The 18,607-nt window shown below is 73.4% G+C and carries 14 protein-coding genes; 4 read left to right on the plus strand and 10 right to left on the minus strand.

Features of this window, described 5'->3' with window-relative positions; all coding sequences use genetic code 11:
• Positions 1 to 219 precede the first annotated feature (219 nt).
• The 6 genes from ACFVX6_RS30750 to ACFVX6_RS30775 all read right to left on the minus strand — a co-directional run bounded on the left by ACFVX6_RS30750 (position 220) and on the right by ACFVX6_RS30775 (position 10,203).
• Entirely contained in the window at positions 220 to 2,457 is a 2,238-nt protein-coding gene (locus ACFVX6_RS30750; protein ID WP_389697043.1) for an MMPL family transporter, read from the minus strand.
• Between the two features lie 311 nt (positions 2,458 to 2,768).
• The gene (locus ACFVX6_RS30755) at positions 2,769 to 3,449 is read right to left on the minus strand and encodes a hypothetical protein (protein ID WP_389696997.1); all 681 of its coding nucleotides are present in this window, start codon (positions 3,447 to 3,449) and stop codon (positions 2,769 to 2,771) included.
• Positions 3,446 to 3,769, minus strand: coding sequence for a PadR family transcriptional regulator (locus ACFVX6_RS30760; RefSeq protein ID WP_250745214.1), 324 nt, complete (start codon positions 3,767 to 3,769; stop codon positions 3,446 to 3,448). Before ACFVX6_RS30760 ends, ACFVX6_RS30755 begins: the two co-directional genes overlap by 4 nt.
• Positions 3,770 to 3,851: 82 nt before the next feature.
• A complete protein-coding gene (locus tag ACFVX6_RS30765) occupies positions 3,852 to 7,679 on the minus strand; it encodes a LuxR C-terminal-related transcriptional regulator (protein WP_389697000.1) in 3,828 nt (1,275 codons plus the stop codon).
• Positions 7,666 to 9,036: a cation:proton antiporter gene (locus tag ACFVX6_RS30770; protein WP_389697002.1), complete on the minus strand. Its 1,371-nt coding sequence runs from the start codon at positions 9,034 to 9,036 to the stop codon at positions 7,666 to 7,668. The genes ACFVX6_RS30765 and ACFVX6_RS30770 overlap by 14 nt, the downstream gene beginning before the upstream one ends.
• Positions 9,037 to 9,465: 429 nt before the next feature.
• Positions 9,466 to 10,203 (minus strand): 4'-phosphopantetheinyl transferase, encoded by a 738-nt coding sequence (locus ACFVX6_RS30775; RefSeq protein WP_389697004.1) that lies wholly within the window; start codon positions 10,201 to 10,203, stop codon positions 9,466 to 9,468.
• A gap of 736 nt (positions 10,204 to 10,939) precedes the next feature.
• Between ACFVX6_RS30775 and ACFVX6_RS30780 the strand changes: the two genes are divergently transcribed.
• The gene (locus tag ACFVX6_RS30780; protein WP_389697006.1) at positions 10,940 to 11,791 is read left to right on the plus strand and encodes a helix-turn-helix transcriptional regulator; all 852 of its coding nucleotides are present in this window, start codon (positions 10,940 to 10,942) and stop codon (positions 11,789 to 11,791) included.
• A gap of 284 nt (positions 11,792 to 12,075) precedes the next feature.
• Here ACFVX6_RS30780 and ACFVX6_RS30785 read toward each other — a convergent pair whose 3' ends face one another.
• Positions 12,076 to 12,690, minus strand: coding sequence for a cysteine hydrolase (locus tag ACFVX6_RS30785; RefSeq protein WP_389697008.1), 615 nt, complete (start codon positions 12,688 to 12,690; stop codon positions 12,076 to 12,078).
• A 199-nt stretch (positions 12,691 to 12,889) separates the two neighbouring features.
• Between ACFVX6_RS30785 and ACFVX6_RS30790 the strand changes: the two genes are divergently transcribed.
• The gene (locus ACFVX6_RS30790) at positions 12,890 to 13,315 is read left to right on the plus strand and encodes a pyridoxamine 5'-phosphate oxidase family protein (RefSeq protein WP_389697045.1); all 426 of its coding nucleotides are present in this window, start codon (positions 12,890 to 12,892) and stop codon (positions 13,313 to 13,315) included.
• Here ACFVX6_RS30790 and ACFVX6_RS30795 read toward each other — a convergent pair.
• Positions 13,312 to 14,292, minus strand: a complete 981-nt coding sequence (locus tag ACFVX6_RS30795) for a LysR family transcriptional regulator (RefSeq protein WP_389697010.1) — start codon at positions 14,290 to 14,292, stop codon at positions 13,312 to 13,314. The genes ACFVX6_RS30790 and ACFVX6_RS30795 overlap by 4 nt on opposite strands.
• Before the next feature lie 75 nt (positions 14,293 to 14,367).
• On the opposite strand from ACFVX6_RS30795, the gene ACFVX6_RS30800 reads away from it, so the two are divergent.
• Positions 14,368 to 15,372 carry a DMT family transporter gene (locus ACFVX6_RS30800; RefSeq protein ID WP_389697012.1) on the plus strand — a complete coding sequence of 335 codons (1,005 nt, stop codon included), beginning with the start codon at positions 14,368 to 14,370 and terminating at the stop codon, positions 15,370 to 15,372.
• A 60-nt stretch (positions 15,373 to 15,432) separates the two neighbouring features.
• On the opposite strand, the gene ACFVX6_RS30805 is transcribed toward ACFVX6_RS30800, so the two are convergent.
• Positions 15,433 to 16,764: an aminotransferase class I/II-fold pyridoxal phosphate-dependent enzyme gene (locus ACFVX6_RS30805; RefSeq protein WP_389697014.1), complete on the minus strand. Its 1,332-nt coding sequence runs from the start codon at positions 16,762 to 16,764 to the stop codon at positions 15,433 to 15,435.
• Between the two features lie 37 nt (positions 16,765 to 16,801).
• Between ACFVX6_RS30805 and ACFVX6_RS30810 the strand changes: the two genes are divergently transcribed.
• Positions 16,802 to 17,533, plus strand: coding sequence for a pyridoxamine 5'-phosphate oxidase family protein (locus ACFVX6_RS30810; RefSeq protein WP_389697016.1), 732 nt, complete (start codon positions 16,802 to 16,804; stop codon positions 17,531 to 17,533).
• Here the strand turns inward: ACFVX6_RS30810 and ACFVX6_RS30815 are convergent.
• Positions 17,520 to 18,536, minus strand: coding sequence for a DMT family transporter (locus ACFVX6_RS30815; protein ID WP_389697018.1), 1,017 nt, complete (start codon positions 18,534 to 18,536; stop codon positions 17,520 to 17,522). The genes ACFVX6_RS30810 and ACFVX6_RS30815 overlap by 14 nt on opposite strands.
• Positions 18,537 to 18,607 lie beyond the last annotated feature (71 nt).

Genomic DNA, 18,607 nt, shown 5'->3' on the forward strand with positions numbered 1-18,607 from the left:
TGTGGGGGGGGGGGGGGTGTGGGGGGGGTGTGTGTCGGGCGGGGGGGGCGGGGGGGGCCTGGGGGGTGGGGGGGGTGGGGGTGGGGTCCCTCCGCTGGGGTGGGGCCGCGCCGCCGGGCGCGCGGGGGCCGCCCCCACGACCACCCTTGTCCATGCCGATGAAGGCGTGACAAAGCATGTGCAGGTCGGCGCACCGCAGCGCGCCGACCTGCACCGCGATCAGCCGCGGCCGCGCGGGCCCGCCGTCGACGTGGGGGAACCGACGGCCGGCGTCGCCGCCTCGCCGCCCTCGCCCGCTGCCGTCTCACCGTCGGGGACCGACCTCGGGCCGGCCGCCCGTCCGGGGGATGTAACGAGCAGCCGGCCCAAGGCGTTCGGGAACCACCAGTTGGACCGCCCGAGGAGGGTGACCAGCGCCGGGGTGAGGAGACCCCGGACGACGGTGGCGTCGATGATGATGCCCGCCGCCAGGGCGGTGGCGAACACCTTCACGTCGGTGATGGGGATGCTGGCCAGTGCGGTGAAGGCCAGGAAGAGGATGAGCGCCGCCGAGGTGACGAGCCGGCCGGTCCGGCTGATGCCCGTCACGACGGAGGGGACCACCGTGTCGCGCACGCCCTTGGCGGTCAGCTCCAGATGGGTTTCGCGGATGCGGTGGAGGATGAACACCTCGTAGTCCATGGACAGCCCGAAGAGGAAGGCGAAGACCGCCATGGGGATCCAGATGGTCACCGCCCCGATCGCCGGGGTGTCGAACAGCATCTCGCTGCCGTAGCCCTCCTGCCAGACGAGCACGACCACGCCGTACGCCGCGCAGGTGGACAGCGCGTTGAGGATCAGGGCCTTCACGGGAAGGACCACCGAGCGCAGCGTCCGGGCCAGCACGACGAAGGTGAGCAGGGCGACGAAGACGAGGATGAGCCCGAGGGATCCGTAGACCGCGTCGATGAAGTCGACGTCCTGGGCGGGTCCGCCGCCCACGAGCGCGCCGGGGGTCTCCCCCGCGGTGTCCATGACCGCCGTCACCGCGTCCCGGCCGTCGTCGCTCGACGGGTCCGCCTTGGTCCACACATCCACGATGCGCTGCCCGCCGCGCTCCCAGTCCGCCGGGGCCACGGAGCCCGCGACGCCTTCGAGACCGCCGAGCCGGCTGCTCATCGCGTCACTGCCGCCCGCGTCCACGACGACTTCGAGGGGACGTGCGATGCCCTCGCCGAAGCCGGCGTCGACGATCCGCTGGAAGGCCGCCGCGGGCTGCCCGCCCTGGGCGAGCGTCACGGTGGCCGGCTGCCCCAGCTGCAGGGCGAACACGGGCGCGGCCAGGGCCAGCAGCAGCGCGCCGCTGATCACCGCGGTGAGCGCGGGACGGCGCGTGGTGACCCCGGCGATCCGGCCCCACATCTTGCTGTCCGGACGGTGCGCCCGGCGCGGTCGGTCGAGCTTGTCGCCCCACGAGTACAGCAGGACGGGCAGCAGGGTCAGGGCGACCGCGACGCTGACGAGGGGGATCAGGAGGCCCGCGTAGCCGACGCTGCGCAGGAAGGGGACGGGCAGGACCACGAGCGCGGCGAGCGAGATCGCCACGGTGGCGCCGCTCAGTGCGACCGCGTGGCCCGCACTGGCCACGGAGCGTACGACCGCCTCACGGCGCGAGGCGGGATCGGGGCCGTCGGCTCCGGGCTTCTGCCGTTCCTCCCGCCAGCGGGTGACGACGAGGAGGGCGTAGTCGATGGCGATGCCCAGCCCGATGAGGGCCACCAGGAACTGCACGATGAACGAGACGTCGGTGACCCCGGTGATGCCGCGCACCAGCAGGAACGTGGTGGGGATGGCGACCGCGGCCATCAGCAGCGGAACGATGGCCAGGCCGCTGGTGAAGACGAGGCCGAGCACGACCAGGGCTCCCAGGGCGCCGATCAGCGTCTCGTAGATCGGGCTGCGCTGGGCTCCGCTGTCGCGGCCGGACAGGACGGGCTGGCCGGTCAGCTCGACCGGGGCTCCCGCGATCTTCGTCTGCTCGACCGTCTGCTTGATCCCCGGGAGCGACTGCTCGTAGGGGACGTTGGTGTGGTTCGCCGGCGGGTAGACCAGCGCGACGGTGGTGCGCTTGTCCCCGGAGATCAGAGAGTCGTCGCCGGTGTTCGCGTAGGAGACGCTGCGGCCGCCCTGCGGGGTGACCTTGGCGATCAGGTCGCCCCAGGCCTTGCGGACGTCCTCGCTGTCGGCGGTCGTGCCGTCCGGCACGGTCACCACGAGGAGCAGCGGGGCGTTCTTGCCGCCCGTCTGGGAGAAGCGCTGGGCGAGGGTGTCGTTCGCCACCTGGGCCGGCTTGTCCGGGAGGCGGGACTCGAACGAGAGCTTCTCGATCGTGCTGCTGGACAGGGCTCCCCCGACCAGGGTGAGCACTACCCAGACCAGGACCACGGGCAGCCGATGGGCGAGCACCCATCGCGTCATGCGCTCCACGCGACACACCTCCTGTAGCGACGCTATTGTGTAGCCACGCTACACATGGGTGATCAACGTAGCCCGCCGGCACGGCGTCCGCAACACAAAGGCCCGACCCGACGGGGAAGTTGGCCGGACCGCGAACCCCGCCCCGGATACGCGAAGAGCCCCCGACGGGGGCGGCATCCGTCCGTGGAGGCCGCCCCCACCAGGGGCTCTGATCGCCGTACTCGCGCGGCGTCACGCGGTACTACGAGGCGTTACAAGGTGTTACGAGGTGCTAAAAGGCGCTACGGGAAATCGCGCGGAATTCCGGGTGACTACGGGGATCCGGCTCCCCGCATGACCGAGACGAAACGCTTCAGGGCCAGCCCGAAGTAGGCGCCGGCCAGCAGGGTCAGGGTCGCCGCGATGGAGACCATCGGCCAGTCCAGGGATTCGGGATGGCTCAGGCCCCGGTTGAGCATCAGCAGGATCAGCGCACCGAGCACGGAGAGCAGTCCGATGAGCGCCGCGAGCGTCCCGGTCGTGACCCCGCGGTCCCGCCGGGCGTCCGCCGCCTCGATGCCGCTGCCCTTGCGGAGCCCGGAGACGGCTCCCGCCACGGAGAGCACGCAGCCGAACGCGACGACCGACAGTCCCATCAGCAGCAGCGGCGGATGCCGGTACTGCCAGGGGCCTGCCGGGCCCCCGAGCATGGCGGACGCCCAGGTCGCCGCGAGCAGGGGCAGCGCGCACACGGCACGCGCGGAGAGGCGGTTGGCGCTGATCCTCAGCGTGGCGTCGTTGTAGGCCCGGGCGACCTCGGTGGGCGGACCCCACTCCTGGACGGCGCGCTGCGCGGCCTCCTCGGCGTCGGGGCAGACTTCGAGGTTGCCCTCGGTCGCGCACTCCAGGCCGTCCAGCACCTCATCGAGGATCGCCGACCGCCTGGAGGACGGTCCGACGAGGTGTTCGGCGATGTGCTCGGTGTAGCGCTGCAAGACCGCCGCTTCCGTCACGCCCCGCCTCCCAGCACCACCGAGATGACCGAGGAGACCTCCTGCCAGGCCGTGCGCTTGTCGGCCAGGGCGCGGCGTCCGGCCGTGGTGAGGAAGTAGTTGCGGCGGCGCCGGCCGTTGAACGTCGACCACTCGCTGCCGACCAGCCCCGCGGCCTCCAGCCGGTGCAGGGCCGGATAGACCGTCCCCGTGGGCAGGTTGATCGCGTCACCGCTGCGCCGCTTGAGTTCTTCGATGACGGCATAGCCGTGCTGTTCTCCGGGCTCCAGCACGGACAGCAGCATGCCTTCCAGGTTGCCTCGCAAGGTCTCTGCCTTCATGTCGCCACACTACACATCGGGGCCGGAATCGGACCGGGCGCTTTCAGCCCCTCCCGGCCCGCCGGCGGTGGCCGCCGTACCTCTACGGCCGTAGCTCGACGGCCCGGCCCGCCTCCACCGGATCGGCCACGATCTCCGACGGGAGGTCCCTGCGCGCCCTCACCCCCAGCTTCCGGAAGATGCGCGTGAGGTGCTGTTCCACCGTGCTCACCGTGACGACGAGCTGCTCGGAGATCTCCTTGTTGGTGTGCCCGCCCACCGCGAGCGCGGCCACCCGCCGCTCCGCTTCGCTCAGCAACTCCAGAGCGGCGGCGGCGCGGCCCGACCCGGCGCGCGCCCTACGACCGGGCCGGCCGTCCGATCCGGTGTCCGGCCGGCAGCCTGCTCCGGCGCCCGCTCCTCCGTCCCATCCGCGGTCCGCGGTCCGTCCGGTGCGCGGCCGCAGACCGTCCAGCTCCGCCGCGACTACGGTCTCCAGCGGTTGCGCCCCACACCGCCCGGCGAGCCTGGCGGCCATCTCGAACACCGCCCGGGCCCTGTCCGGCCTGGCCTCCCGGAGGTGGGCGCGGCCGAGGTCCGTCAGGGCGCCGGCCGTCTCCAACGGGTCACCGACCGCGCGCAGGACGCCCACGGCCTCGGTCAGCAGCGCCGCGCGCTCGGCGACGTCCGCGGTGGCGGCGAGGACCCGCAGGGTGAGCCCGCGGGTCCGGGTGCGCTCCGGTCCGGCGAGGGCGAGCTGTTCGTGGGCCAGGGCGCGGGCGGTGGTCTCGTCCCCGAGTGCCAGGTGTGCGCGGGCCGACTCCGTCCGCCAGGGCACCAGGGCGGGCCGGTCGCATCCCCAGCCGCGCATCAGCCCGGCGCAGACCGCGAAGTCCTCGAGGGCCTCGTCGGGGCGCCCGGCCTCCAGGTGGTGGCGGCCACGGGCGTGTAGGTAGTCCAGCCCGAAGCGGGTCGAGAACATCCTGTCCGGTACCGGCACGGCGAGGTGGCGCACGGCCGCCTCACGCTCCCCGGTCTCGGTGGCGGCCCGCACGAGGACCGACAGCGGCCCGCCGAGTCCCGCGCCCCAACTCTCCGCCGGGACCAGGCCCAGCGCCGCCCCGGCGAGCCTCCCAGCGGCGCGGGGATCCCCCTGGCGCAGCCGGATGCCGGCCAGCAACGAGGTGAACTCCGCCTCCCACAGGGGAACCCGGCGGCCACGGGCCTCGGCCAGCCGAAGCTCGCACCACCTCTCGGCAGCCTCCAACCGCTCGCCGAGCACCAGCGCGGTGACGGCGGACACGATCCACTCCTGACTGCCCCCGCCGAGCCGCATGTCCCGCAGGACTTCCTCGGCATCGACGACCCCCGGGGCACCGGGCCCATGGGCAAGCACATCGGACAGCGCAGCGGCAGCCCGAACCCTGACATCACCAGACACGACCCCGACGCCCACACCGGCAGACACGGCCCCGAGGGACACATCGACGGGCACGGCCCCGACGAGTGCGGCCCCGGCAGCGAGTTCAGCCCCGGCAGACAGGGTGCCAACCGCCACAGCAGCAGGCACGGCGGCGGCGACCACACCGCCGGGCACGGTAACGACGGGTTCGTCCCCGGCAGGCACGTCGACGGAGACGCCCCCGGCAGGCACCGTCCCAAGGGCCACACCAGCAGGCACGCCCCCGGCAGCCACCGTCCCGGCAGCCACACCGGCAGACACGGCCCCGCCAGGTACGGCCCCGGCAGGCAGGGTCCAGGCCGCCACACCAGCAGGCACGGACCCGCCGGGCACACCAGCAGACAGGGCCCCCGCGGGCACCGTCCCGACGGCCACACCAGCAGACCCGGCCTCGGCCACGCTCGCGACGGCCACACCGGCGGGCCAGGTCCCGGCGGACACGGCGGCGGGCACGGACCCGGCCGGCACCATCCCGCCGTCCCCACCAGCAGCCACGGACCCGGCGGGCACCACGGCGGGCACGGCCCCGACGAGTTCGGCCCCGGCGGGCACCGTCCCGACCACCACACCAGCAGGCACGGTCCCGGCAGTCACGGCGGCGGCGACCCCACCGCCCGACACGACGCCGGGCACAGCCCCGACGGGCTCGGTCCCGGCAACCAAGGCCCCGACAGGCACGCCGACGGAGACGTCCCCGGCAGGCACCGTCCCGACAGCCACACCCGCAGGCACGTTCCGGACGGGCACCGTCCCGACGGCCACACCGGCAGACACGGCCCCGGCGGGTACGGCGGCGGGCACGGTCCCGGCAGCCACTCCGGCGGGCACCGCGGCCGGCGCGGTCCCGGTCGGTGCTGTCTTCGGCCTTCCCGCGCCGGTGGCCGCGGGGCCGCGGGTCGCCGACAGGAGCTCGCGGGTGGCCCGTAGCTCCACGGCGGTCGGCGGATCGGGGTCCGGGACCTGCCCGGGGACCCGGGTTCGCCCGGCGGCCTCGACGGCCTCGGCGGCCTCATCGAAGCGGCCGTGCCACAGCAGACGTCTCGCCAGCGCCAGAGCGTGCCGGCCGGGAAGGCGGCCTTCGCGCAGCGCCCGCGCCAACTCGCCGTAGTGCCGGGTGCCGAGCGTCGGATCGAGCACCCACGCGAGGGCGGCCAGCCGCGCCCTGAGGTCCACCCTCTCGCCCTCGTCCCGGCTCACGGCGAGCGCGAGGGCGAGGCAGTCGTGTGCGTCCTGCGGCCGGTCGGCCTCCAGGTGGCGTTCCGAGGCCTCCTCCAGCACGGGCACCGCCCAGGACGGGTGCTCGCGCCCGGCCGCCAGCAGGTGCGGCGCGATCCGCAGGGCATGCGCCCCGTCCCGGTGGAGCAACTCCGCTGCGTCGCCGTGCAGTTCCCGGCGGGCGGACGCCGACAGGCCCCGCAGGACCGCCGATCGCGCTACGGGATGCCGCAGACGCCCCCCGTCGAGGAGCCCGGCCGCTTCCAGCGCTGCGCGGCACTCCTCGACGGCCCCCTCCTCCTCGTCGAGCAGCCGGGCCGGCAGCCCGGCGTCCGTCTCCGCGCCGTCGAGCGCGGCCAGCACCCGGGCCAGCCGCAGGGCAAGGGGCCCTGCACGGTGCAGGCAGCTCAGCACCGTGTCCGCGTAGGCGCCGGCGACGACGGGCTCGTACGGGACCTTGCCGCGCGGGACGGCCCGCCGCTGGTCCTCCACGAGGGCCCGGACGAGCAGGGGGTTGCCACCGCTGAAGCGGTGGCAGCTCTCGGCCAGGGCCGCGGCGGTCCGTGCGCCCAGGTGCCCGGCGAGCACGGCGGCCACCCCCGCCGGGGACAGGGGTTCCAGGACGATCCGGCGGTGATTCGGCTGCCGCAGCAACTCGGCGTACAGCGGCGGGCGGCCCGATCGCGACGGCGTGCACTCGGCGGCCACCAGGGCGATGCGGGACGAGCGCAGGATCCGGACCAGGTGAAGGATCCAGTGCAGGGAGAGGGAGTCCGCGAACTCGATGTCGTCCACGCACAGCAGGACCGGCGCCCGCTCGGAGATCCGGAGGATCGCGGCGGACAGTTCGTGCAGCGCCCCGACGCTCTCCGGGTCGAGCGGCCACCGGGCGACGGCCCCGACCCCAACCCCGCCCGCTGCACCGGCACCGGCACCGGCACCGGCACCGGCACCGGCACCAACGATCCGGGCCCACTCGCGGGCGGGCCCACCGGCGAGGTCCACGGGAACGTCGGCATAGGTGAGCAGTTGACGCAGGACGCCGCCCTGCACGCGACGCTCCGGCCCCGAGCCGGTGGCCCGCAGCACGAGGAACCCGCGCTCGACCGCGACGCGCCTCAGCGCATCGAGCAACTCGGTGCGTCCACAGCCGGTTCCGGCCTGGACGAGCGCAACGCTCCCCCTGCCCCGGGAGCTGTCGTCGAGCACCTCGGCGAGTCCGGCGAGCTCACGGTCCCGCTCAGCCAAGCGCACGGCTGCCCCTGCCCGCGCTGCCGACACCCTCCCCGGTCGCCTCGTCGCCCCCGGATGCCCCGCCGCCCCCGGGCCCCTCGGCCGGCGCAACGCCTCCCGCCGACGCAACACCCCCCGCCGACGCGGCGCCCTCAGTCAGCGCACCGGACGTCCGCGCCGGGGCGCCCCTCGCCCCGATCAGGGACAGCAGCGGCCCCGTCATCGCCGTCGTCACCAGGGCCATCACCACCATCAGCGAATACAACGAGCCGTCCAGCAGTCCGAGTTCCAGACCCACTCCGAGGATGACCAACTCGGTCAGACCCCGCGTGTTCATCAGCGCCGCCAGGGTCAGGGCGTCCCTCTTGTCCAGTGCCTGTGACCGGGCGCCCAGATAGGTACCACCGAACTTCCCGCCGATCGCGACGAGCAGGATGACACCGAACTCGGTGAGCCCTTCGAGCCCCACGCCCCGCAGGTCCACCTTGAGGCCCGCCACCACGAAGTACACGGGGAGCAGCAGGGAGGTGATCTGCCCGGTGTGATCCAGGATCTTCTCGCGCAGCACGTCCACACCCTCGCGGGGCATCAGCGCACCGAAGAGGAAGGCTCCGAAGATGTAGTGCATGCCCATGGCTTCCGTGGCCGCCGCGGAGAGGAGGGCCCCGACGATCACGAGGGACAGGATCGTCTGGGTGAGGGGCTTCTCGATGCCGCCCGGCGCGAACGCCCTGCGCAGCAGCGGCCGTACGGCCAACAGCACCCCCGCGAACGGGATCAGCAGGGCCACCAGCCAGTAGTTCTCGGCGTCGCCGGCCACCGCCTGGACGCCGCCGAGCGCCGTCCAGGCCACGACGTCGACGACCGCCGCCGTGGCCAGCGCGAGGCCTCCGATCGCCGTACGGGACAGCCCCCGGCTGACGAGGATGCGGGCGAGGACGGGAAACGCGGTCACCGACACCGAGAGGCCCACGAACACCACGAACGCGGCGCGCTGCGGCGTGGGGTGATTGCGCAGCAGGTAGAAGGCGAGGACGGCGCCGAGGGCGAACGGCACGAGGGTCGAGCCGACGGCCGCTCCGACGGTCGCCCGCGTCCTGCCCCGCAAGAGGCGGTGTTCCAGTTCCAGCCCGACCACGAACATGAACAGCGCGACCCCGACGTTCGCCAGGCCGGCCAGCAAGGGCCGTACGTCGGCCGGGAAGAGGTGGTCGGCGGCCAGGTTGCCGAACAGGGTGGGCCCGAGGAGGATCCCGGCGAGGATCTCACCCACGACGGGAGGCTGCCCGACTCGGGCTGCCAGCGCACCCAGCCCGCGGGCGAGCAGCAGGATCAGCGCGATGTCCAGCAGTAACAACTGCACTTGATGACTGGTCATTTGGGTACAGACCTCGATCTGCTGTCGTCGGGTGGGAAGGAGGCGGCCGCCGGGGACGGGCGTCCCGCGCACCAGAACGAGGCGGCCTTCCGCTCGGCCCGGGCCTGCGCCGTACGGCCCCGGCGGGGAGAAGGAACCGGCCGCCCTCGGGGCTGCACGGCAGGACCTCGCCGGACCGCGGCCCGGGCTCCCGCTCGTCCGCTCGGGCCGCTCTGCCCGTGGGGCCGCTCTACCGGTGTGACCCGTGTGGCCGCTGTGGCCCCGGATGGGCCGTGGGCGTACTCGACCGCCGGGGTGCACGCCGAAGAACCCGTCCGGGAGCCGCGTGGTGCGGCCGGGTCGGCGCGATGCGCCCGGGACGGGCACCGGTCCCCCGTCGGCTCCTCCAGCCTGCGGGCCGGGCCGACGTGCTGTCATCGCCGAGATTGCTCACCTCACCCGGAGCGCGCCGGCGTCAGGGGCGGCGGGGACGGCCACGACGGTGACGACGATCCCGTCGCGGGCCGCCCAACGGCCGTGGAACTCCGTCAGCGGACCGTGCCCGGCGAGCACGGGTGGCCGTACGAGCAACCGGGCCGTGAACGTGCCGCGTTCGAGGTCGAAGTCGAGGGCCGTGTCGGTGAAGTCCAGCCGACGGCCGGTCAGCGGGTGCCACGCCTTGTAGACGGACTCCTTGGCGCTGAACAGCAGCCGGTCCCAATGGACCTGCGCGTGGACCTGCGCGTGGACCTGCGCGTGGACCTGCCCCTGATCTCCGGCCTGAGCTCCGGCATGGCCGGCAAGCGCAGCACGTTCACCGGCCCCGGTGACGGCCTCCAACACCCCTGCCGGGAGGGGCCGGTGCGGTTCGGCGTCGATGCCCAGCGCCAGGACCTCGCGCCGCCACGCGACGGCCGTGGCCCGGTAGCCGGGACAGTGCGTCATGCTGCCGACGATCCCCTCGGGCCAGCGCGGCGCTCCGCGCTCCGCCTTCAGGATGGGTCCGGCGGCGACGCCGAGCCGGCCGAGCGCCCGCCGGGCACAGTGCCTGCCGGTCGCGAACTCCTGGCGCCGCTCGGGCACCGCCCGGCCGACGAGGGCCTCCTCCTCCGGGTAGAGCCGGGCCCACGGCACGTCCCCGCGCGTGGAGACGGCCGCCACCACCGGCGCGAGCAGCTCCTCGATCACGGCCGCGTCCCGCGCGGATCCGAGGCGTTCGCATAGCGGAACAATTTTCCTCCTCTTGACCGACCAACACCCGACGGCCCGTACGCATGCGCAACGATCACGACCGCCCCTGCCTCGTTGAATGGCGGAGCGACACCTCCATACACGAGGCGACCCGCTCCGGAAATTCCCGACGGGGCGACTCGCGGCACCCCGGAAATGACCGTAACCCTATTGCTTCGAGGTGGCTAGCTGTGCGAGGCTCAAAGGCGTCCTAATTAACGCAACGGGGGTTGCCGAGTGTCTGCCAGAAATAGTGCCGCCGACAGGTCCGACTTCGGCGCGGTGAACCACGGATCGATCCAGAGCGATTCGCTGGAATGTTTCGCGCCATCTCGTTGTTTGAGATCTTTTCGAGCAGGCGACGGGCGCCTGGAACCTTAAGGGCGACCGTCCGATTTTCCGATCCGGTCGGCAGGGTTCAACCGAATGCCGCGCCCCGGCCGCAGTGACACCCGTGCCGCCGACAGGGCGCCCGCGTGCGCCTGAGCGAGAGGGCGAGCAGCCCACTGTTCGCCCAGGTCCCAGCCCCGCCACCCCATCCGTCGAGTCCGCCGGCAATCCGGCCTGCGCCTGATGCCGCGCCCCGCCCGACCGGTCGCACGGGGCCTACGTTCCTCTCAGCACCTTTTACCGAGCCCAGCGCTGCGCTCGCGACGGGGGTGTTTCTTCAGATCACAGCAGGGAGTCCGGAGAAATGATCCACCTCACTCGGCATGCAATCTCCACTATCCGCGAAAACTACCACGAGCCCATCTATCTGGATGACCTCGCCCGTTCCGTCATGATGAGCAAATTCTACTTTCTCCGGGTATTCCAGCGAACAACCGGCGTGACACCCGGACGATTCCTGAGTGCCGTTCGCCTCTATGAGGCAAAACGCCTTCTGGTCAATACCGACTTCAATGTGGCCGACATATCGGCACAGGTTTGCTACAGCAGCGCCAGCACGTTCTCCAGGCGTTTCACCGCCTCGGTCGGCCTCTCGCCCACCCAATTCCGCAAAATCGGCCAGGGTGACCCCGCCGAGCACCCCCCGGTCATCCCGCTCCCGGTTCCGCCCGGGCCTCTGGGATCCATTTCGGGGACGGCCCTCATCACGGGGACACCCTTGTTACCCCTGCACATCGGCGTCTTCGACAGCCCCATCCTGCAGGGCCGACCCCAAGCCTGGTCCCGGCTCGACACGGCCGGGACCTTTGCCTTGCCCGCCGTACCACCGGGCACCTGGTACCTGCACGCAGTGGGCCTGAGCATCCGGACGGCCGGCGGCCCGGACGGCGGTTCACCGCTGCTGGTGGGCACGAGCGGACCCGTGCGGGTCGATGCCGACGCGTCCACCCGTCTCGACATGGCCGTGCGCCAGGAGGACTGGACCCGGCCGCCGGTGCTGCTCGCCGTGCCCGGCATCGGACCGCTTCCTTCGCAGTCACCGTCACCGTCTCCGGGCGCATCGAAGTCCGGGCCGGCCGATCGCTGGGGCGCGCGACCCCTCCACCGGATCCCCTACGAGCGCTCCGCGCCGGGCGGCCGACTGGCAGCCGTATGAGGCCGCGCCCGGCCGTGCGGTCCGCGTGAACCCTCGTCGAGCGACGCCGCGATCCACCCGCGGGCAGCGTGCTCACCGCCTGGGTGCCGCAATCCGGTTGCCGTCCCCATGTTCCTCGACCTCTCCGTAGGCCGCCACGCACACAGCGTGCGGATTCCGCTCCACACGCTACGCGTCCCACACGCCGCGACGAACCCCTGTTCTACGCCGCCGCGATTTACCGGGCCTTAACAACGACCCCCTATCCCCTGGGGAGTTCGGGAGAGTTCGAGGGAGTACGGAGGTCAGCGCGCCGGGGCCCACTGGGCGATCAGGGCTTCGGCCGTGGTGATGGCCGCGACGAGGGAGAGGGAGTTGCGGATCACCTCGGCGGTGCAGGCCGCGGGGACGCCGGCGATGGCGTCGGAAGGGACCACGACCTGGTAGCCGAGGTTCACCGCGTCGAAGACGGTGTTCGGGATCGCGATGTTGGAGGAGACCCCGGTGACGACGAGGGTGCGGACGCCGAGGTTGCGCAGCAGGGCGTCCAGGTCGGTGCCGGCCATCGGGGAGAGCCCGTGCAGTCGGCGCACCACGAGGTCCTGCTCGGCGACGGTGATGGGCGCGGCGACCTCCACGGCCTGGCTGCCGGTCAACTGGCGCACCGGCAGCTTCCCGGCGGCCCGGAACAGCCGGGCGTTGGCATTGGCCCCGCGCCCGTCCGGCCGCCGCTCGGCAACCGCGTGCAGCACCTGCACCCCGGCCCCGCGCGCGGCCTCGACCAGCGCGGCGACCCGGTCCAGCATGCCGGAGTCCCGCGCCTCCTTCGCCAGCTCCGGGAGGGCGCTCTCCTCGCCGACGACACCGTTCTGGCACTCGACGGTGAGCAGTGCGGTGGTGGCGGGATCGAGATCGGCCATGGCTCCCCCTGGCGTGGTGACGGAAGAGCACGCATGATTCCTGACACACAGTCAGATGTGAAGGGGCGCGGACCATATGGACAGCACACCGGTGGACGGGACACTCGTAGACGGAACACCCTCGGCCAGGACGTCCGCAGACGGGACGTCCGCGGACGGGACATCCGCGGACAGGGCGCAGCGGCGGGGCCGCCGCATCATGATGACCGGCGAGGAAACGGACGCCTTCCTGCGCGAGCAGCACACCTGCCGGGTGGCCACGGTCTCCCAGGACGGACGCCCGCACGTGGGCGCGCTCTGGTTCGTCTGGGACGGCACCTCCCTGTGGCTGTACTCGATCACCCGCAGCCGCCGCTGGTCCGACCTCCGCAAGGATCCCCGCATCTCGGTCGTCGTCGACGCCGGCGAGGCCTACGACGAGCTGCGCGGCGTCGAACTGTCCGGTACGGCCGTCTTCGTGGGCGAGGCTCCCCGTACGGGCGAGCCGTGCGAGGAACTGGCGGAGCCGGAGCGGCTCTTCCCCGTCAAGAACTTCGGGATCACGGAGATGCCGCACGACGGGCGGCACGCCTGGATCCGGCTGACACCGGACTCGATCGTGTCCTGGGACTTCCGCAAGATCTAGGCCGCCCCGCCGGCCGCCCCACCGACCTCCCCGCCAACCTCCCCGCCAACCTCCCCGCCGACCGCCCGGGCCTCCCCGGCAGCAGCGGAGGCCGCCCTCCTCAAGGCCTCGACGGCGGCCCGGATCGACGGCCGGCGGTCGGCGTCGGCCCGCCAGACGACGTACACGTGGCGCCGGACGCTGTCGCACACCGGCAGCAGCCGGACCCCCGGCGGCACGGGTCCGCGCCCCAGCCGGGGGGCCACGCACACGCCCAGTCCGGCCTCGACGAAGGCCAGTTGGGTGTGGTGCTCCTCGGCGACGTGTGTGATCCGGGGCTCGATACCGGTGCCGCGCAGGGTGGAGACGAGCCACTCGTGGCAGAACTGCCCCTCGGTCCAGGAGATCCAGTCGTCCTCACCGAAGTCGGCCAGGGAGATCCCCGCGCGGCCGGCCAGCGGATGCCCCGCCGGCACCGCAATGTCCAGGGTGTCGTCCAGGAGATGGGCCCGCGTGAGCTCGGCCGGTACCGGCATCCGCTTGTTGTGCCAGTCGATGGCGAGGGCCATGTCCAGGTCGCCCCGGACCACGGCGGCCATGCTCTCCTCCGGCTCCCGCTCCCGTACCCGGGGCCGCAGTTCGGGGTGGTCGGCCCGCAACTCCGCCAGGACCTGCGGCAGCAGCCCCCGCATGGCGGTCGGGAAGGCGCCGATCCGCAGCTCGCCGACCGCGCACCCGCGCCGCGCCTCGACATCGGCCTGGGCAAGCTCGACCTGGGAAATGATCCGGGCCGCGTGCTCGGCGAGGAGCCGGCCGGCATCGGTGAGCCGCACCCCCCGCCCGTTCTTGGCCAGGAGCGGCTGGCCGACCTCCCGCTCCAGTTTGGCCATCTGCTGGGACACGGCGGAGGTGGTGACATGGAGCCCGTCGGCGGCGCCGCTGACGGAGCCGTGGCGGGCGAGGGCGTCGAGGGTGCGCAGCCGCTCCAAGTTCAACATGTAAGCAATCCTACGACGTCGCCCCCACAAGATTTCGCTTGTCCTACGAGGTCACGAGGGGCCAAGGTGGCTGTCATGAGCGCCCCCAGCACCCCGGTCCCGCCCAGCACCCCGGTCCCACCGAGCACCCCGGCCCCACCCGGCACCCCCACCCCACGACTCTCCCCGGCCCCCGCAGGCGCCCCCGCCACGAAGGCGCACACCGCCGGCAGGCTGGACTGGCGCCTGCGCTTCGCGGTCCTCTCGGTGATCTGGGGCTTCAGCTTCCTGCTGATCAAGGTGGGCACGGAGGCGTACGCCCCGTTCCAGGTGGCCCTCGGCCGGGTCTTCTTCGGCGCGCTCGCCCTGCTCACCGTGCTCCTGATCCGCCGCGAACCGCTCCCCCGGGGCCGGCGCACCTGGGCCCACCTGACGGTGGCGGCGCTGCTCCTCAACACCGCCCCGTTCTCCCTCTTCGCGTACGCGGAACTGAGCATCCCCTCGAGCCTGGCGGGCATCTGCAACGCCACCTCACCGCTGTGGGGCATGGCCCTGTCCCTGGTCGCGCTCTCCGAGGACCGCCCGACGCGCCGCCGCTTCGCGGGCCTGGGCCTGGGCTTCCTCGGCGTCCTGACCGTCCTCGGCGCCTGGCAGGGCTTCTCGGGTCTCGACGCCAAGGGCACCGCGCTCGCCCTGCTGGCCGCGCTCTGCTACCCGATCGGCTGGATCTACGTACGCCGCACCCTGGCCTCCACCCCGGGCTCCCCGGTCGCCCTGACCGGCGCCCAACTCCTGGTCTCCACCCTCCAACTGGCCGCGGTCAGCGCTCTGTTCACCTCGGCCCCCACCTCGTTCCCGCTCTGGCCGACCCTGTCGGTGATCGCCCTTGGCGCCCTGGGCACGGGCATGGCCCTCCAGATGCAGTACGGCCTGGTCACCGAGATCGGCCCGACCACCGCGCAGATGGTCACGTACTTCATCCCGGTCATCGCGACGACGGCGGGCGTCCTCCTCCTGGACGAACAGCTCCACTGGAACACCCCGGTGGGCGCAGCCGTCGTCCTGGCCGGCGCGGCCCTCACCCAGACCCGACGCCGCTAGGGCCGATCGGCACGACACCGATCCGCCCTGGCCCCACCACCCGCGCTCCCCGCCCCGCCGTCAGTCGAGCCGCCCCCCGGCCGCCGGCCGGACGGCCGAGGCCACCGCCTCCGCCAGCCCCGGTACGTCTGCCGGGGACAGCGTCGACATCGTCATCCGCACGGCCGGCCCCGATTCCACCCGGAACCGGGCTCCCGGAGCGACCGCCCAGCCCGCGCCGAGCAGGCGCGTCACCACCGCCGTCTCCTCGGCGACGGGCACCCACACGTTCATCCCGCTCCGCCCCTGCGCGCGCACCCCGCGCCGGGCCAGCGCCGCGACCAGTCCGTCCCGGCGCTCCCCGTAGGACCGCGCGACCGCCGCAGGGTCGATCGCTCCGGCCTTCCACAGCTCCACCGCGGTGTACTGCAGCAGCCTGCTCACCCACCCGGGGCCCAGCCGCTGCCGCCCCCGGACCCGGTCGAGCGTGACCCCGTCGCCGGTCAGCACCGCGAGCCGCAGGTCCGGCGCGTACCCCTTCGCGGTGGAGCGGATCAGCACCCAGTGGCGGGTCGCTCCGCCCAGCGCGTTCAGGGGCAGGTCCACGATGCCGTGTCCGTGGTCGTCGTCGATGACCAGCACCTCCGGGTGTCCGGCGAGCACCGCCCGCAGCTCCGAAGCCCGCTCCGCGCTCACCACCGCCCCGGTCGGGTTCTGCGCCCGGGCCGTCACGAGCAGCGCCCGGACCCCCTGCGCCAGCGCCCGTTCCACCGAGTCGGGCAGCGGTCCGTCGTCGTCCACGGCCACCGGCACCACCCGTAGCCCCAGCGCCGGGACGAGGTCGAGCACGCTCCCCCACCCCGGGTCCTCGACCGCGACCGCGTCCCCGGGCCGCAGGTGCGCGGCCAGTACCCGCTCGATGCCGTCCAGCGCTCCCGAGGTCACCGCCACCTCCCCGGCCGGCACCCCGTCCTCGTCGAAGGCGGCCCTGGCGAGCCGGGCCAGCTCCGGGACGACCGGGTCCTGGCCGTAGAGGGTCGGCTCGGCGGCGTACCGGCGGGCCGCGCCCGCCAGCGCCTCGTCCAGCGCGGGCAGCAGCCGCACGTCCGGGTTGCCGGAGGCGATGTCGCGCACCCCCGCCGGGACGGCCATCCGCAGTTCGTCGCGCGGCGCGGTCGCCGGGCGGGCCCGCACCCGGCTGCCGCGGCGCCCGTCGGTTTCGATGACCCCGCGTTCGCGCAGCGTGCGGTACGCGGCTGCCACGGTGTTGGGGTTCACCCCCAGCACACCGGCGAGCTCCCGCATCGGCGGCAACAGCGCTCCCGGCGCGAGCGCGCCCGAGGCGACGCCCGCTTCCACACTCGCGGCGATTTCCGATGCGCGCCGCCCGATGATCAGATACTCTCCTAGCACAAAGCCAAGTATGCACTAATACAACGGAGACCGCACGATGAGCGTCACGCCTGCCACCGAGACCACCACGGAGACGTCGACGGCAGCGGCCGCAACCGCGGCCCCGAAGGCGTCGGCCGCCGGGTACGCGCCCACCGAACGTACCGTCCCGACCCGGTCCCGCGACCGCGCGCGCTACGACCGCGAGACCGTGCACTCGATACTCGACCAGGCCTACCTCTGCCACCTCGGCTTCGTCCGCGACGGCGCCCCGGTGGTCCTGCCGACGCTCTTCGGCCGGGTCGGCGAGGCCCTCTACATCCACGGCTCCACGGGCTCGCGCCCCCTCCTCGCGGCCGGCAAGGCCGACCCGGGGCTGCCGGTCTGCCTGACCGTGACGCACGTCGACGGCCTGGTCCTGGCCCGCTCCGCCTTCCACCACTCGCTCAACTACCGCTCGGTGGTCGTGCACGGCACTGCTTACGAGGTCACCGACCCCGAGGAGCGCCGGATCGCGCTCGACGCCCTCGTCGACCAGGTCGTTCCGGGCCGCTCGGCCGACTCGCGGCCGGCGAACGCCAAGGAGCTCGCGGCCACGGCCGTGATCCGCCTGGACCTGAACGAGGTGTCCGCGAAGCTCCGTACGGGCGGGCCGAACGACGACCCCGAGGACCTGGGGCTGCCGTTCTGGTCGGGCGTGGTCCCGGTCGCGCCGGCGTACGGGACCCCGGTCCCGGCCGCCGACCTCGCCGCGGGCATCGCCGTCCCGGACTACGTCACCGCGCTCTGACGGCCACGTCGCCGGCAAGGGCGGGCCGGACCTCCGGCCCGCCCTTCGGCGCGTCCGCATTCCCGGTGTCCGCCGGCCGCCGCGACTCGGCGGCGATCAGCGCCCCCACGGCCGTCAGCAGGAGTACGGTGCCCAGCGCCACCGGGCCGGTCAGCCGCTCCCCGAGCACCAGGACGGCGATCGCCGCCGCGCCGACGGGCTCGATCAGCATGATCACGGACACCGTCGCGGCCCGTACCGCGGCGGCCCCGCTGAAGTAGAGCGCGTAGGCCAGCGCGGTCGGCACGGTGGCCATGTAGGCGAGCAGCCAGAGCACCCGGACGGGCTCCGCGGTGTGCGGCATCAGCCCCTCCACCAGGGCGAACGGCAACAAGCACACCGCGCCCACCCCCACCGACCAGACGGTGGTGACCAGCGGCTCCCCGCCCGTGCCACGCCGCCCGAGCAGCCTGGCCCGCAGGGTCATGGCCCCGTAGCCGGCGGCCGACAGCAGCGCCCAGCCGACGCCGAGCGGCCGCACCTCGCCGCCACCGCTGCCGAGGACGAGCACGGCCAGCCCGGCCAGCGCCCCGCCGACCGCGACGGTCCCGCCCCGACCGAGCCGCTCCCCCATCCAGTACCGGGCCCCGAGCGCGATGAGCACGGGTCCGGATCCGAGGGTGACCACGGTGGCCACGGCGAGGCCGGTCTCGCGCACGGCGGCGAAGTACGCGGACTGGAAGAGGGTGAACAGCAGCCCGGTCCCGATCAACGACCCCACCGAGGCCCGCGCCCGAACGGCGCCCGCCCTTGCGCCCCGAGGACGGCGGCGTACGGCGAGGACCGGGAGCAGCACCGCCAGCCCGCCCGCGCAGCGCCAGAACGACAGGGCGAGAGGGCCGAGGTCACTGGCGAGGTAGAGCAACGAGGCCGCCGCCCCCGCCGTACCCCAGGCGGTTCCGGCGATGACGAGGAAGAGCAGGCTGCGCCCGGTGGCGGGCGTTTGGTCCGACTGGATCGACACGAGAGGTCTCCGCGCGTGCGTGAAGGATGAAAGGAGCAGGTCATCGCTTCGCGGGCAGCGCGAATCCGCCC

Source organism: Streptomyces sp. NPDC058289 (assembly GCF_042880975.1).
Classification (GTDB): domain Bacteria; phylum Actinomycetota; class Actinomycetes; order Streptomycetales; family Streptomycetaceae; genus Streptomyces; species Streptomyces stoeckheimensis.